Origin of the sequence: Oceanisphaera marina (genome assembly GCF_014643915.1) — a bacterium.
Lineage (GTDB): Bacteria > Pseudomonadota > Gammaproteobacteria > Enterobacterales > Aeromonadaceae > Oceanimonas > Oceanimonas marina.
This window is the reverse complement of sequence record NZ_BMKE01000015.1, coordinates 77527-93183: the sequence shown is the minus strand read 5'-3', so window position 1 is coordinate 93183 and position 15657 is coordinate 77527. Positions and strand designations below refer to the sequence as shown.

Genomic DNA, 15657 nt, shown 5'->3' with positions numbered 1-15657 from the left:
GGGTTACAAACGCTGTGGCTGGGCCTGGAACGTTGCCATGATATGGTCCGAGCCATACAAGAAACAAAGGAATTATTGGGCTGACTTATGGGTAAAGGGATGACCTGAGGCGGTACAATAGCTGTTGTGCAAATACTCTACTGATTTTGTGAGCTTTTAAAGCGAGACACCGGAGCACTCCGGTAAGACGACCTGGAGCAATAAGTGCCGGATTTAACACTCTCTTGTCCCATTTACTCCTCGCATTTCACTCCTCATTATTTGCACTTCACCCTTACACATTTACCCGCCTACCAAGCCTACCATGTCCCACATGGGGGTAAAAATTCCCAAGGCCAAAATCAGTACCATGCCGGAGATGGCCACGATCAAAATTGGCTCGATTTTAGAGGTCAGATTGGTAATGTCGTAGTCCACTTCTTCTTCATAAAAGCGCCCCGCTTCCATTACCATTTGATCGACCCGGCCGGTTTCTTCACCCACCTTGAACATCTGCAAGATCAGAGGCGTAAATACCCGGCTTTGTTCGGCGACGGCCGACAGGCTGCTGCCCGAGGCCAGCTTGTCGCCCATTTGCAATATCGCCTGGGTTAAATAGGCGTTGCCGGTGGCGTTACCGGCCAGGGTCAATACCTGCACTATGGGTACCCCGGCACCCAGCATCATCGAGAAGCTGCGGCAAAAACGCGCCAGTAAAATACGCTTGACCAAGGGGCCGATAATGGGAATGCGTAACAACCAGGTGTGCCAGCGCAGCTTGCCTGGTTTAGTTTTTACATAGCGCATTAACAGCACAATGCCGACCAGAGAGCCCACCACCATGTGTAAAATGTACTGGGTGAAAAACTCAGAAGAGCCGATCAGCAAGCGCGTGGTCCAGGGCAAGTCGGCCCCAAGGCCCGCGAAAATGCCACTGAAAGCCGGGATCACATAAATATTCATCACCACCATGGCGGCAATCATGGCGATAGAAACAAACATGGGGTAGCGAATGGCCGCTTTTACCCGGCGGCGGGTATCCAGCTCCAGCTGAAAATAATGGGCCAATTGCAAGAAGGCCTGTTCCAGCTGGCCGGTGCTTTCACCCACTTCCACCAGTGATACAAACAAGCTGTTGAAAATATGCGGGTGCGCCGCCAGCGCATTGGCCAGGGTTTGCCCCTGGTTGAGTGCGTCGGCTACATCGTTCAACGCCGAGATCAGCAGCTTGTTGTCCGTGGTGTCGCGCAGCCCTTCCACGATACGCAAAATAGGAATACCGGCACGGGTGAGCGACGAAAACTGCCGGCACAAAATCAGCAGCACTTCCAGCTTAACGCGCCCGTGCAAGAAGGCTTGCCACTTGAAGTCGCGCTTGGCGCTGGCTTTGGCTTCTTTAATTTCCACCGGCATCAAGCCAGCACTGATCAGGCTGTCCGCTGCCGCAGTCGCAGAGGCGGCTTCCAACCGCCCTTGATTAAGCTCGCCGCGAGCATTACGCGCCCGATATTGAAAAAACGCCATCAGTCTATCCACTCACTCAGGCGCAGCACTTCACTCAAGGCAATATCTCCGGCCTGGGCCAGCTTAAGCGCCGAGTGCGCCAGAGTAACGTAACCGGCATCGGCGGCCACCAGCTGATTGAAGGCGTCGATGTTTTGTTCGCGCAGGCTGTCGGCCATATCGTGACTGATTTCCAGCCATTCATATACACCCAACCGCCCTTTGGCACCGGTATGGTTACAACTGGCGCAGCCTTCACCATGATAAAAGGTGCCCTCGCTCATTCCGGGTACCAGATATTGCAAAAACTGCTGCTCGCTTTGCTCAAGCGGATGCTCAACCTTGCAGTATTCACACAAGCGGCGCACCAGGCGCTGGGCCAATACGCCTTTCAGGGTGCTGGCCACCAGATAACCGGGCACGCCCATGTCCATCAGGCGTACCGCCGAGCTGGGGGCATCGTTGGTATGCAGGGTAGAAAGTACCAGGTGACCGGTAAGCGCACCACGCATGGCGATTTCGGCGGTTTCCTGGTCACGCATTTCGCCAATCAGCAATACATCGGGGTCCTGGCGCAGGCTGGTACGCAGTATGCCGGCAAAGGTTAACCCGGCCTTGGTATTTACCTGCACCTGATTAACCCGCGACAGTTGATATTCCACCGGATCTTCAGCGGTAATGATTTTACGCTCAGGGATATTAAGCTCGTTAAGGGCGCCATACAAAGTAGTGGTTTTACCACTGCCCGTAGGGCCGGTGACCAGGATAATACCGTTGGGGCTGGCCAGTTTGCGCCGAAAGGCAACCAGCAGCTCATCGGGCATGCCGGCTTTTTCCAGGCTGCGAATGCCTTGGGATTGATCCAGCAGTCGCAACACCACAGCCTCGCCAAATTGCACCGGCATGGTGGCCATACGCACATCTACCGGATGGCCTTTGACGGACAAGGCAAAGCGGCCATCCTGGGGTAGCCTGCGCTCAGAGATATCCAGGCCGGCCATGATTTTCAGGCGCGACACCAGAGCCGGGGCGATATTCACTTCTTTCAGCTCGGTTTCCTGTAACAGACCATCTACCCGCATCCGCAGACGGATCAGGGTTTTATCGGGCTCAATGTGTATATCGGAGGCCCCCACTTGCAGCGCATCTTCAAACATGGAGTACAACAATTTGGCCACGGTTGCATCACTGTCATCCAGCCCGGCCGCTTCTATCACAGGTTTACTGGGCGCGTTTTCAACTTGCAAGCGCTCGGCAAGATGAGCGATATCGTCGGTGCGACGATACAAGTGATCATATAAATCAAACAGCTGACTTTGTGGCGCCACCGCTAGGTGGATTTCTCGCGGCGAGAGCAGATTGGTGATGGCATCCTGGGTGTCGAGATCGGCAGGATCGGACAACACCACGGTTGCCTGGGTGTCATCGGCGGCGATGACCAAGGCGCGGTGGCGCCGTGCATAGACCTCAGACAATAATTTAACCGCCTGGGAGTCTACCTCTATCTTGTTCAGATCCAGCAACGGCAAGTCGAGTTGTTCGGCAACAAACCCCAGCAGCTCCTGCTCGGTAAGAATGCCCATTTTCACCAGCAGCGCGCCAATACGGCCACCTTCACGCTGCTGTTGCTGCAATACGGCTTCCAACTGTTGCTGGGTAATCACCTCATGGTCAATTAACAGCTCACCCAGTCGTTTAGTAAGTTTGTGCTTTGCCATCTTGCTCCCGCTGCTGCAATTGCTTTAGTTGCTGTTCTACAAACTGTTGTGAGGCCGAGCCAAGATCGGCACTGGCGCGCGCCTGCATAAACGCCGCGCCATATTCTTCACCCAACTCACGCTGACACAAGCCCATGCCTAACCACCAGGCCCCCACCCGGGTATGAGTCAGTAGCTGCCGGTAGGTCTCTATGGCTTGCTGGCACTGGCCGCTGCGCCTGGCTACTTCGGCCTGCAGGCTGTAGTAATCCAGGTTATCCGCGAAGGTAGGCCGCGCTTCATTCAGCTGCTGCAAGGCCGCCGCAAAACGCTGCTGTTCGGCCAACAAGCGGGCCAGCGTCAACCGTAAATCTGCATGCTCGGGTGCCAACTCTATGCCCTGTTGTAATACGGCACGGGTTTGGCCCAGTGCGCCGCGGCCATACAGCAAGGCCGCCAGTCGCAATCGGCTGGCGTGGGCGTCCGGATATTCGGCCAGGGCCTGAGCTAGTCTTAATTCTGCCAAGGGCCAGTTATTATTGGCCAAGGCCACATCGGCCTGACTGTTTATCTCGGCCAGCCATGCTGCCCGGCCCAATATCACTTCCTTGATATCAAGCTGGGTAGGGGTAGTCACGGCTTGTTTCGGGGCAGGCGCCCGGGGCTCGCCCGGCGAACGGGCAGATTGGTGCAAATACTCCCTGGCAAAGGCATCCAGTTCGGCTTCTGGCAAATTCACCATTAAATCGGTCATGGGCACATTAGCGTCATCCGCATCGGTTACATCTTGCGCCTGTGCCGACTGCACACTGGCCAGTAACAAACACCCACTCACACTGGCGATGACCCAGCTTGAGTTCAGAATTCTGGAGGCCACGCCCGGTTTCATTATAAGACTCCCCTGTCTACGCTACGCATTGCCTCGCGCTCGGGGTACCATTTTTCCAGTAAATCGCGAGAGCGTTGCAACTCGTCTTGCCAGGTATTTTCGGCAACCACTACGGGCCGCAACATGATCACCAGCTCGCTTTTCTGGTTGGCAACATTACGGTTTTTAAACAAGTTACCCAGCACCGGTATTTTGCTTAATACCGGAACACCACTGTCGAGCTCCTTTTGTTTTTCCTGCATCAAACCGCCAATAATAATCATCTCGCCAGAGCGGGCTTCCACTATGGTGTCCGACTCTCGTACCGTACTGCGCGCCAGCGGCAGTACTACCGGATTAGCCAGGCCTAAGTCCAGTATCTTATTATTGTCACTTACTTCACTCACCGTGGGGTGAATATGCAGCAACACTCGGTTGTCGTCGGAAATTTGCGGTGTGACGTCCAGTGAAATGCCGGAAAAAAATGGCGATAACTCCAGATCCGGTGACTGTATTGGTGGGCCATTGTTACTGGTGGTCGTTTCCAGCGTAAAGTTGGTAACAAAGTATTCATCGGTCCCTACCTTGATCACCGCTTTCTGATTGTTGCTGGTGGTTACCCTGGGGTTGGACAGCGTATTCACCTCACCCTGAGTTTGCAGCAGGCTGATCATGGTGCTGAAATTGCCGTCGGTAAAATTAAACACGGCACCGCCGCCCAGCATATCGCCAAGGGGACTCAAGAAACCGGGATAGGGATTGGCTGTGCCGCCAGTCACCCGATGTGGCGGTTTAAAATTATTACTGGTGCCAGCCTGTAGATTGGACCAGTCTATACCTTGCTCATAACCGTCATTGAGCTCTACTTCTATAATGCGCGCCTCTAATACCACCTGGCGCTTTAACTGACGCTCGGCCTGATTCAGAAAATCTTCGACCAGGGCCAGTTCGTCCGGTGCAGCACGTACGCTTACCAACCCCGCCTGGGCATTGGTGACCACCACCCGATCGTCTTTATTGCCAATCAGGCGACTGAGCGCCGACTCAAGATCGGCCCAAAAGTCGTTGGTTGATTCGGTATTAATACGGGTGGAGTTTCCTGAATTACTGCTGTTGTCACTATCACTGTTGCTAGACAGGCTGCTGCCGCTAATGGCCGTTTGTGACTGCCCCTGGCGGGACAACATCAAATAGTTAACGTTAAAGGTGCGAGTACGCACGCCATTGGGATAGACCTGATACACGCCATTTTTATATTCGATGCCGTAACCGTACAGCTGTGAAATCGCCGCCATGGTGTCGGCCAGGGTGGCCTGTCGTAAATTAAGGCTGATGTCGCCATTCACCTCTGGATGCACCGCTATGCTGATGCCATGTTGACTGGCCAGGGCATTAAAAAAGCTGCTGGCCGGCACGCCGTTGGTAGCAATATCGAAACGGCGTACCCGAGGGCTTGCCGTGATCACCGTATTGGTGGGTCTGGCGTTCAGCAGCTCTTGCTCAACGTCCCGCGGCACCGCATCGGGCCGTATTTTCAGCGCCTCGTCCAGCGCTGCTTTGGGTAAAGAACCATCTGGTGTCGTGACGCACGCCGCCATTGACGCACCCAGTAAGGCTATCGCTAAAGGTCGTATCGTTAGGTTCATTGGTTACTCAAATTCAGTAATGAGGGAAACAAAGTCAGGGCAAGAGGCTTGCCCTGCCCTTCAAGCCATACCTGGTGTGCGCTAATGCGCACCAATCGATAGCTGTTGATACTGTCGCCAACTTGATAACGGGCGCCGTCAATAATGGCGCTGGCTTGGCCTCCAGTAAACGTGGCCTGCAGCTGTAACTGGGGTGATGGCACTGAATTTTGCTCAACCGCAGCAGGTATTACCGGGACCGCCGTCAATGGCCGGGTAGGATCCTGAACCCCCGCTGTGGTGCTGAGTAATAACAACAATAACGAATTAACCACGCAGCAACTCCTTGTGTTGGCTAATAGTAAAAAAGTCGAGCCGAATAATGGCTTGGGGGTATTCTTCTAATTCGAATTCCAGGCCTCGCCAAAAAATACGGCCAGACAACTGCTCCAGTTGTTTTACGTAATCAAGCAGCGCCATATAACTGCCGCTAAGCAGCAGACTGAGATCGTGCCGATATAAGGTCTCGCTGCCCTCTTCGCTGTTTAACTGCTGGGGAGCCTGATTACTCAACTCGAGTAATTCCAGTCCCTTGCTCTGCTCCAGCATGGTTAACAGCAAACCGGACATTTGTTCCGGCTCCACCAGGGTACTCATTCTTTGAACGACATTTTCGTTGAGTTGGCTCAAGCGTCGATTAAGACGGGCCAACTGCTGGGCATTATCATTATTCGACAGCTGTGCAATGCCTTGAGTCAGTTCGGCCTTAATTTGCTCCTGCTCGGCAAGTTGGCGAGTAAGCGCTTGTTGTTCTTGCATTTGCTGTTCCACACTAGCCTGTAATGTAGACTCATACAATACCAATCCTAGCCAGGCCACCAAGGCCCAGCTGGCTGCCAGCACCAACCAGCGCTCGCGTTGAGACAAGGCAAGAAATCGGCTGTACACGTCCGAGATTTGTTGCTTGATGGCACTCATGGCGTCATCTCCGCACTATAGAGGCTGAAACTCAAGCCGCCTTCGGGTTGCTGAGTAATGGCCAGTTGACCAAATTCATGACCCCGCAGGCTGCTTCTTTGCTCAAAACCCAAGATCCAGGCCGGCACGGCACTGGCCTTGGAGGCCTCGCCCCGCAGTACCATTTGCTTGCCCTGCAAGGTCAAGCCTTTAAGGGCCACTCCTTGCCAGGGAATGTGCGCCAGATCGTTTAGCGTATTGGCATAAGACACCAGATTTTTCTGTTGCAGCACACCCAGCAGTTGCTGGCGCCCCTTGATGTTCTGCTCTACACGCTTGCGCTCGGTATCATCCTGGCGAGCGTTGAGCATGGCCAAGGTTTGACGCAACTGATCCATATCTCGTGAGCCGGCCATCAAGGAGGCCTGCAGGGCATTGTTTTGCTGTTCAAGCTGATAGCGACTCAGCCCGGCATAGGCAAACACCAGCCCCCATAACACGACAATGACAAGGCTGACTCGCCATAAGGTGTGAATATTGGCGTGATCCTGAACCGGCTTCAGCTCGGCTTGATAAAACTCAATGCGCTGCTTCATGCCAGATCCTCTTTCAATATCCCCAATGCCGGCAGGCCGATGGGGCTAAAAACATCAGAGGTCAGTGACTCGGGCTTGATATCGAATACCTGGCGAATCGCGTCCGTAATGGCCGGTGTTACGCGCTGCGGCAGCGCCAGATACCAGTTGTTGGGGGCACTCAGTTTTAGTTGCCCTACTGCATAGTCAATACTGCGTTGCAGCTCCAGCAACAGGTTATCGAACACGAACTGATCAACCGGCATATTTTCGTCATCCAGCGCCTGAAAACCGCGAATAGTGCGCGAAAAATGCCACTGACGTTGGTGGATAAAGGTCAGGGTTAATTCTTGCCCGGGCACCTTGTGCAATAACAAGCCGCGAATCTCGGGCTTCAGCAGGTTGGCCATGGCCAGCTCATCAATACCAATGGTGGCAATGTCACATTGAGGAGTAATGGCCTGCACCAGTTTCGCCAACGGCTCACGCTCGCTGCTATAAACGGCAATGCGTGCCTGTCCTGCCGGGCCCTGAGGCAGGTCGATATAGTCAAACAGCAGGGTTTCAACCGGTTGCTCCACCAGATCACGCATACACCAGGGCAGAGCCTGTTGCAGCTCTTCATCCGGCATGGTGGGCTTTTCTATCTGAGTTTGCTTGTACCACCGACGATTAAGGGCAATATGCAGGCGTCGCCCCTGCCACTGCTGCTCGTCAATCAGCGCGCGCAGTGCCGTTGTCACCGTTTCACCAGCACCAATGCTGCGCTCGATAAGCACTAACGGCTGCAGTTCATCAACGGCCAACAACATATTGGATGTGAGATAAAGGCCCACCGCAGACGATGCCTGGGCGGGTTTAAGCCAACTAGGTAGAAATTCCATTTGCACCGCACAGAAAAATAAAGGGTCAGTATAGACAGATAAAAGCGCATTATGAACAAGCAATTATATAAAAAAACAAGGACTTGCCTGATCACACTGTTCGCTTTTTTATCTTGATTGGGGTCAAACTTAGGCGTGTTTAACAAAGCCCGTTACAGAAAGGTCAGCGTTAAATAAATCACCACCGGAATGGTAACCACCGACATCAGATTCCCCAGCAAGACAATGCTGGCCATTTTATCAGGTTGGCAGCCATATTGTTCACACAACAGATAATTAAGTACCGCAGGAGGCAAGATCACCGAGAGCGCCAGCAACTGCAACCAGTCTTGAGTTAACGGCAGCCACCAGGCCACCAGTAACAGGCTGCTGGCTCCGGCCAGCAGATAACTGATATTTACCTTGAACGCCAGCCCAAGGTCGCCTACTTCGCCGCTTGATAATCGCACCCCCAGGGCAAACAACATGAGAGGAACCGCAATTTGCCCCAGTAAATCGGCACTGGTATACACAAATTCCGGTAACAGGCTGCGATGGCCGGCTAACAACAGTCCGAGTATTGCCGCCCAGACAATGGGGTTTTTAAGCCACTGCCAGCGTCCCGCCGAGTGGGATAAAATAAACAGCCCCAATGAAAAATGAATAACATTAGACAACACAAACAGAATGATAATAGCGCCCAGCTGATCTTCACCGTAGGCCAGCATCATCAGGGGAATACCGATGTTGCCGGTATTGCGAAACATGCCTCCCAGCACCAGAGTGCGCCGTTCCAGCCCCTTGAAATGAACCCAGCACAACAAGAGCCCCGGCAGCAAGATCACCAGAATGCCGGCCGCAATCAGTGGCCAGCTGGTACCCAACTGTATGGGATTGTCAATCAGGGCCGAAAACACCAGAGCCGGGCAAAATACCGCTACGTTAGCCAGGTTAACAAAGCTCATGTCGGTATTGAGCTGACGGCGACCAAAGGCAAAGCCAACCGCCACCACCGCAAATACCGGCACCACTATGTTGAGTAAGGTAGAAAACATATTATCCTTTAAAATCAGCGCCCTGCATAAAAAAGACGGAGTTCGTCTTTAAGACTGTAGAGCCATTTGCAACGGAACCTGCGAAACCCACGGAAAATCAAGATGTGAGAAGTGCGAAAAGTAACAAGAGTTCTTATCGGCAAGAGCATTCGAGAAAAAACCTGCGTGGCACGGCATACATGCTCGAAAAGCAGCCCCATATTCCTGCCTGAAATACGGGCTACACAACAGCTTTCCAAATTGGATCCCTGTTTTTCCGTGTTCTTTCGCTGATTCCATTGCAAAAATGTTCCGTTGCAAAAATAGGTTATATCTTCGAGTGTTTTATAACGGGCACGAAAAAGGCGCCATTATGGCGCCTTGATATTCAAGTGTCTACACGGCCTGGTGGCGCATGTTAAGCGTAACGGCTCACCGCCAGACCACTGTCATCTATATCGGGCTGCTTGCCGCTGATCAGGTCGGCAATCAATTTGCCAGAGCCCGGGCCCATGGTCCAGCCCAGGGTGCCGTGGCCGGTATTCAACCACAAATTCTTGTAACGGGTGGCACCAATGATAGGCGTGCCGTCCGGAGTCATGGGGCGGAAACCGGTCCAGAACTGGGCTTGCTCTATGTTGCCACCCTCGGGGAACAAACTGCTGACCGACTCGGCAATCGTCGCACGACGGGCCTTGGGCAGATCGGCATTGAAATCGGCCAGCTCGGCGGTGCCCGCAGCACGAATACGGTTGTCAAACCGGGTAATGGCCACCTTGTAGGTTTCATCCATCACGGTTGACTGAGGTGCATCCGCATCGCTCTTTACGTCCAGCGTCAATGAATAACCTTTAATAGGATACACAGGCAGGCGAATGCCCAGCGGGTTCAACAGGAACGGGGAATAGCTGCCCATACAGACCAGTACCTGATCGGCAGTTTCCAGCCCATTCGAGGTTTGCGCACCGCGAATCATGTCGCCATCGTTGACCAGTGCCTTTATTTCAGTATTGAACTTAAAAACCACCCCCAGCTGCTGACATTTTTTCACCAGGGATTTGGTAAACAGATTACAGTCACCGGTTTGGTCGGCAGGAAAGTGCAGACCGCCCACCAGCTTGTGCTTGACGCGCGCCAGCGCAGGCTCATTGGCAATACATTCTTCTACGTTCAACATGCTGTGCGGCACATTGAATTCTTGTAATACCTTGATGTCTTTTGCCGCATCATCAATCTGCTTTTGGGTACGAAACACCTGCAGCAACCCTTTTTTGCGACCTTCAAACGGCAGCTTGAGCTCGTCTTGCAGGTTGTTAATGCACTGACGGCTGTACTCGGATACCCGCACCATGCGTGATTTGTTCACGCCATAGGATTTTTCGTTGCAGTTAGCCAGCATAGACAGCATAAACTGCCATTGCGCCGGGTTGAGGCTGGGCCGTACTTTAAGGGGAGCATGAGACTGAAACATCCACTTGATGGCTTTTTGCGGAATACCCGGTGCCGCCCAAGGGGAGCTCATGCCAAACGAAAGCTGGCCGGCATTGGCGAAACTGGTTTCTTCTGCCGCATCGGGCTGTCTGTCGATAACGGTCACTTCGTGACCCTGCTGCGCTAAATACCAGGCGCTGGTTACACCGACGACGCCACTACCCAATACCAATACTTTCATCACTTCCCCCTGGCAAGATGCTTTAATAGCGAGAATATCGTCTATAAAAACAAGAAAATCCAGAGTAAAAAATATTACCACCAAGTCGCAACACAGCTCGCAGCAACGCCGTAATCCAGCGGGCTACATCTTTATCTGAGCACGGTTTACTAACCAGATTATAATTCCAACTTTAAAGCTAAAACTGAAATAAAAAACCATAACCAACCTAAGTGTGACAAGGATCACACTTACATCAAAAAATAGGTAAGACAAACGCCGGGCTTTCCTCCGGCGTCTTGCCGGGCTCGCCCCGGTATCTTGTTTGGATTTTAAAATCTACAACCAGATCCTGACGTTCGTCAGGATGACGGCGTAAGGGCGAAAACCTGGTGCGTATGAGAATGACCGCATAACCGAGAGATCCAGATCCTAGCCCTTGGTGTCTGGCGCTTTAATGAGTCTGGCTTTCTCTTGCGCCAACAACTGATTCAAACCGCTTATCTGCTCTGCCGTTGGTCTTTGCTGGTTTTGCAAAGGTAACAACAGCTTATAAATGTGATCAGCCAGCGACAGCAAACCACAGCCACTGGCCTGTTCGGCCAGGCTTTGCACCAGGTGCTGGGCTTGAGACCAGTTTTCTGCAGAGACATATGCCTGTAACAGCCAACCATCGTCTTGGTGCTGCTCTATAAACCGTCGCTGCTCTGCCACATCAGTATCCAAGCGGCTGGGTGATGTAGGTGATGGCGCCTCGGCCTGAACCACAGACGCATCGGACAAGAACGCCGTTGCGGGGTTGGCAATAACGGGGACTAACACCTGAACAAGTGCCTGATATAAATCGAAACGATTAACCGGCTTGGTCACATAGCTGTTCATGCCTGCGGCCAGACTGGCTTCTCGATCGCCCCGCATGGCACTGGCGGTCAGTGCCACTATGGGAATATCATGATTGATGTTGAGTTTACGAATTTGCCGAGTGGCTTCTATGCCGTCGAGTATCGGCATTTGCAAGTCCATCAAGATGGCATCAAAGTTGTGTTCGGCGATAAGCTCTACCGCTTGTCGGCCATTGTCGGCCAGCGTGACCGACACCCCCACCTGTTTTAAAAATTCCACTATCAGTTGCTGGTTCATGCGATTATCTTCCGCCAGCAAGATTTGTCTGCCGACCAGCTGAGCCTGGTAATACGACACATCCTGGGAATGAATGTTCACCAGCACATTAGGCTCCTCGGCATGGCACTCCAGCAGTTGCTCCAGGCAGTGGCGCAGGCTGTGTTCGGTCACCGGTTTCGATAAATAGTGACTCAGGCCAAGATGGCGCATTTGTTCTGCGGGTCTGTCTTGGCCAAAGGCACTGGTAATCGCCACCTTGATATGACCCAAGTGGGGCTGCTGCAGCATGTGACGGGCCAGATCCAGGCCGTTATCCTGCCCCAGACAGCAGTCGACCAGGGCCAGCTCAAGTTCACCACCTCGTTTGAGCAATAGCTCTTTCGCGCCGTCAATGTCGAGCGCGCTGTACACCACCAGTCCAAGCTGGCGCAACAGCTGGCCAAGAACTTCTATCACCAGGGCGTTGTCATCCACCAGTAGCACAGTTCGCCCTTGTAGATACGGCAAGGGTTTGGTTCTTACCGCAGCAACCGGTTGCAGGGGTAACCTCACGGTAAAGGTTGATCCGCGACCTGGCTGACTGATGACCTCAACAGACCCCTTCATCAACTGCACCAGATGATGGGTAATGCTCAGCCCCAGTCCGGTACCACCGTATTTACGGGTAGTGCTGGCATCCACCTGGGTAAAAGAGTGAAACAGGCGATCCAGTTGCTCGGGAATAATACCGATGCCGGTGTCGATAACCTGAAAACACAAACACGGCTCGGACTGTTTCTGGTTACAGATAAAGATCTTGAGAACGACCTCTCCGCGCTCGGTAAATTTAACCGCGTTATTCACCAGGTTGACCAGCACCTGACCCAGCCGCAGCGGATCGCCGCGCAGGCTATCGGGCACGGTAGCGTCTTTGTCGATAATCACTTCCAGCTGTTTGTGTTCGGACATATCCGAAAACAGCCCCGACAAACGTTCGAGCTGCTCGTTAAGATCAAACTCTATGTCTTCCAGCTCTAGCTTGCCTGCCTCTACCTTGGTCAAATCCAGAATGTCGTTGATCAGCAACAGCAGGTTGTCGGACGAATTCTTGATTTTTTTCAGATACTGCAACTGCTGCGTGGTCAGCGGCGTTTGTTGCAGCAAGGAAGAGAAACCAATAATGGCATTCATGGGCGTGCGGATTTCGTGGCTCATGTTGGCCAAAAAATCCGTTTTGGCCCGCGCCAGTGCAATCGCCGCCTGGTTGGCATCCCTAAGCTGGCGGTTACGGGCCGCCAGCAGCAGCAGCCCCAGGCTAAAAAACAGCAGCAAGATCAGCAGTAACGCCAGTATCATGCCTCGTCTGCTTTCTTCGGCCTGTTCGCGCCAGCTGTCAGCGTACGTCATCAACACGGCGCTATCATCAACGGCAAAGGCATAGCGTTGCTGCACCAGCTGTTCCAGGTTATGCCAGTAAAGTCTGAAAAAATACAAGGCTTCTTGCTGCTGTTCAGTGGCGTCGGGCAGCAAACGATTGGCGTCTTCATCCAATGCATACAAATACAGCAGGTTGGTTGCATTTATATACAGCTGGCTGCGTCGTAATAGAGCCCGATATAGATCGTTGTGGTTGTGCGGATTTAATAGCGTTACTTTTTCGGAAAAGGCATCCAATGCATAACGACTGCGCATATCTGCATCCTGCAGAAGCTGCAGGCTCTGTTGATAATATTCAAGCTGAGCCGCCACTTCATTAATACTGGCTGACGGTTCCCCTCTTCGCTCTACAAACTGCATGAATGTGGACGCAGTCAACGACAGCGCTATTATTTTTTCATTCAGTTGCTGACCATTATCGCTATTGCTCGCCACCTTGTACTGCAGGTCGTGCAAGGCGTCTATCACTGGCGTTATCTGTTGTTCAAGCGCCAGGTAATAGCGATATTGCCGATACTGATTGGCGCCGTAACCCAGCAATAATAAAGACAACATCAGGGTATAAACCAACAGCGCCCAGCGAGGGATAAAAGAATTGCGTCGTTTTGCAACAGCCATCATCTTTCCCACCCTGGGGGGGATGATATACTTGCCCTCTTCGACCAAACAATATTATAACGAGAAAGAAACATGGCTGATGAAATTCCACAACAAAATATAAATATCAGGGCAAAGTGGGGCATTTTAAGCGCGGACCTGGTGTTGTTTATCGTGCTGCTTAATACACTCCCTTTTGAGCCTGGTGTGACCAAAGGTCTGAGCCTGCTGGTGTTTATTGCCGTACTTTGGTTAACAGAAGCCCTGCATATTACCATTACTGCCCTCCTGGTACCTCTGTTAGCCGCCTTGCTGGGGATTTTGACCACCAACGCCGCGCTGAGCAATTTTTCCAATTCCATTATTTTTCTGTTTCTGGGGGGCTTCGCCCTGGCAGCCGCCATGCACAGCCAGCAGCTGGACAGACTGATTGCCAGCCGCATTCTGCACCTGGCCAAGGGTAAACTGAGCACGGCGGTATTATTACTGTTTTTTACCGCCGCTTTTCTGTCGATGTGGATCAGCAATACCGCCACCACTGCCATGATGCTGCCATTGGCATTGGGGCTATTAAGCTGCCTGAATGCCGAGCGTCATAATAACACCTATATATTTGTTCTGCTGGGTGTCGCCTACAGTGCCAGCATTGGAGGGATCGCTACTCTGGTTGGTAGCCCGCCCAATGCCATTGCCGCCGCCGAAGTGGGCTTGAGCTTTAATGAATGGATGGCGCTTGGCTTGCCGATCACCCTGCTGCTGTTGCCCGTGGCCATTGTGGTGCTGTATCTGCTGTTTCGTCCCAATTTGAATGAGCGCATCGAGCTGACCGCCGAGCGCATTACCTGGACGGGCAAGCGCAAGATAACCCTGGCTATTTTTTCCATTACCGTCTTCTTGTGGATATTTTCTGGCCCCGCATCCAAGGCGCTGGGGGGAATAGCCTCTTTTGATACCATAGTGGCCTTGCTGGCCATTGCCATGATTGGCATTACCCGAGTGGCCGAATGGAAGCACATTGAAAAACATACCGACTGGGGCGTCTTGTTGCTGTTTGGTGGCGGCCTGACCCTGAGCCATGTACTGAAAGAAACCGGCACCAGCCTGTTTTTGGCCCATCATCTGGCCGACATGCTGGGCAATGGCAATCCATTCGTGATTTTGCTGGTCATTACCGCCTTCGTGGTCTTTTTGACCGAACTGGCCTCCAACACCGCCAGTGCGGCACTGCTGATCCCGGTCTTTGTGGCGGTATCCGAAGGCCTGGGTCTGCCACCTGTCATGGTTGCGTCTGTTATTGCGGTATCGGCTTCCTGTGCCTTTATGCTGCCGGTGGCCACCCCGCCTAACGCCATCGTGTTTGGCTCGGGATTTATTCAGCAAAAGGACATGATGCGAGCCGGTCTGGTATTGAACCTGGCCTGTATTGCCTTGTTGTCCGGTTATTTTTATCTGTTTGGCTAAAAGAAAAGACATCAAACTGCAAACGTAAAAAAGCCGCTGAGTTCAGCGGCTTTTTTGTGGGCGCATCCCTGGGCCTGTTGACCCGGTTGTCACGACTGCCAGAAAGGCTTGCTGACTTCCTGAAAACGGTCGGCTTCGTTCAGCCCTATGTCTTTAAGCAGATAATCCGGCATGTGTGATAATTGACGACGGGTGCGACTGCGCTGCAGCCATAACAGCAGGGTGGCCCGCAAGCTGGTGGTGCCATGACGACGAGCACGGGTAGAATATTGAACTTGAGTGTGGGTATGCATGATGCGCCTCCTGAGC

General features: G+C 52.8%; 13 protein-coding genes. 1 reads left to right on the top strand and 12 read right to left on the bottom strand.

Going from position 1 to position 15657, the window contains the following annotated elements; translation table 11 throughout:
* Positions 1–282 precede the first annotated feature (282 nt).
* The 11 genes from IEW52_RS10410 to IEW52_RS10360 form a co-directional block, all read right to left on the bottom strand.
* Positions 283–1503 (bottom strand): type II secretion system F family protein, encoded by a 1221-nt coding sequence (locus IEW52_RS10410; RefSeq protein WP_188630007.1) that lies wholly within the window; start codon positions 1501–1503, stop codon positions 283–285.
* Complete coding sequence (locus IEW52_RS10405; protein ID WP_188630006.1) at positions 1503–3200, bottom strand: GspE/PulE family protein; 1698 nt, start codon at positions 3198–3200, stop codon at positions 1503–1505. The genes IEW52_RS10410 and IEW52_RS10405 overlap by 1 nt, the downstream gene beginning before the upstream one ends.
* Positions 3178–4068, bottom strand: a complete 891-nt coding sequence (locus tag IEW52_RS10400) for a tetratricopeptide repeat protein (protein ID WP_188630005.1) — start codon at positions 4066–4068, stop codon at positions 3178–3180. The genes IEW52_RS10405 and IEW52_RS10400 overlap by 23 nt, the downstream gene beginning before the upstream one ends.
* Complete coding sequence (gene mshL / locus IEW52_RS10395) at positions 4068–5645, bottom strand: pilus (MSHA type) biogenesis protein MshL (RefSeq protein WP_229667892.1); 1578 nt, start codon at positions 5643–5645, stop codon at positions 4068–4070. The genes IEW52_RS10400 and mshL overlap by 1 nt, the downstream gene beginning before the upstream one ends.
* 44 nt (positions 5646–5689) lie before the next feature.
* Positions 5690–6007 carry a hypothetical protein gene (locus tag IEW52_RS10390; RefSeq protein WP_188630003.1) on the bottom strand — a complete coding sequence of 106 codons (318 nt, stop codon included), beginning with the start codon at positions 6005–6007 and terminating at the stop codon, positions 5690–5692.
* Positions 6000–6650: a type II secretion system protein M gene (locus IEW52_RS10385; protein WP_229667891.1), complete on the bottom strand. Its 651-nt coding sequence runs from the start codon at positions 6648–6650 to the stop codon at positions 6000–6002. Before IEW52_RS10385 ends, IEW52_RS10390 begins: the two co-directional genes overlap by 8 nt.
* Positions 6647–7225 carry a PilN family protein gene (locus IEW52_RS10380; RefSeq protein ID WP_188630002.1) on the bottom strand — a complete coding sequence of 193 codons (579 nt, stop codon included), beginning with the start codon at positions 7223–7225 and terminating at the stop codon, positions 6647–6649. Before IEW52_RS10380 ends, IEW52_RS10385 begins: the two co-directional genes overlap by 4 nt.
* The gene (locus IEW52_RS10375; RefSeq protein ID WP_188630001.1) at positions 7222–8088 is read right to left on the bottom strand and encodes an MSHA biogenesis protein MshI; all 867 of its coding nucleotides are present in this window, start codon (positions 8086–8088) and stop codon (positions 7222–7224) included. The genes IEW52_RS10380 and IEW52_RS10375 overlap by 4 nt, the downstream gene beginning before the upstream one ends.
* Before the next feature lie 152 nt (positions 8089–8240).
* Positions 8241–9122 carry an AEC family transporter gene (locus tag IEW52_RS10370; RefSeq protein WP_188630000.1) on the bottom strand — a complete coding sequence of 294 codons (882 nt, stop codon included), beginning with the start codon at positions 9120–9122 and terminating at the stop codon, positions 8241–8243.
* A gap of 397 nt (positions 9123–9519) precedes the next feature.
* A complete protein-coding gene (locus IEW52_RS10365) occupies positions 9520–10773 on the bottom strand; it encodes a D-amino acid dehydrogenase (protein ID WP_188629999.1) in 1254 nt (417 codons plus the stop codon).
* A gap of 411 nt (positions 10774–11184) precedes the next feature.
* Positions 11185–13911 (bottom strand): response regulator, encoded by a 2727-nt coding sequence (locus tag IEW52_RS10360; protein ID WP_188629998.1) that lies wholly within the window; start codon positions 13909–13911, stop codon positions 11185–11187.
* Positions 13912–13980: 69 nt separating this feature from the next.
* On the opposite strand from IEW52_RS10360, the gene IEW52_RS10355 reads away from it, so the two are divergent.
* Positions 13981–15348 carry an SLC13 family permease gene (locus tag IEW52_RS10355; RefSeq protein ID WP_188629997.1) on the top strand — a complete coding sequence of 456 codons (1368 nt, stop codon included), beginning with the start codon at positions 13981–13983 and terminating at the stop codon, positions 15346–15348.
* Between the two features lie 89 nt (positions 15349–15437).
* On the opposite strand, the gene IEW52_RS10350 is transcribed toward IEW52_RS10355, so the two are convergent.
* Positions 15438–15641, bottom strand: coding sequence for a DUF1127 domain-containing protein (locus IEW52_RS10350; protein WP_188629996.1), 204 nt, complete (start codon positions 15639–15641; stop codon positions 15438–15440).
* Positions 15642–15657 lie beyond the last annotated feature (16 nt).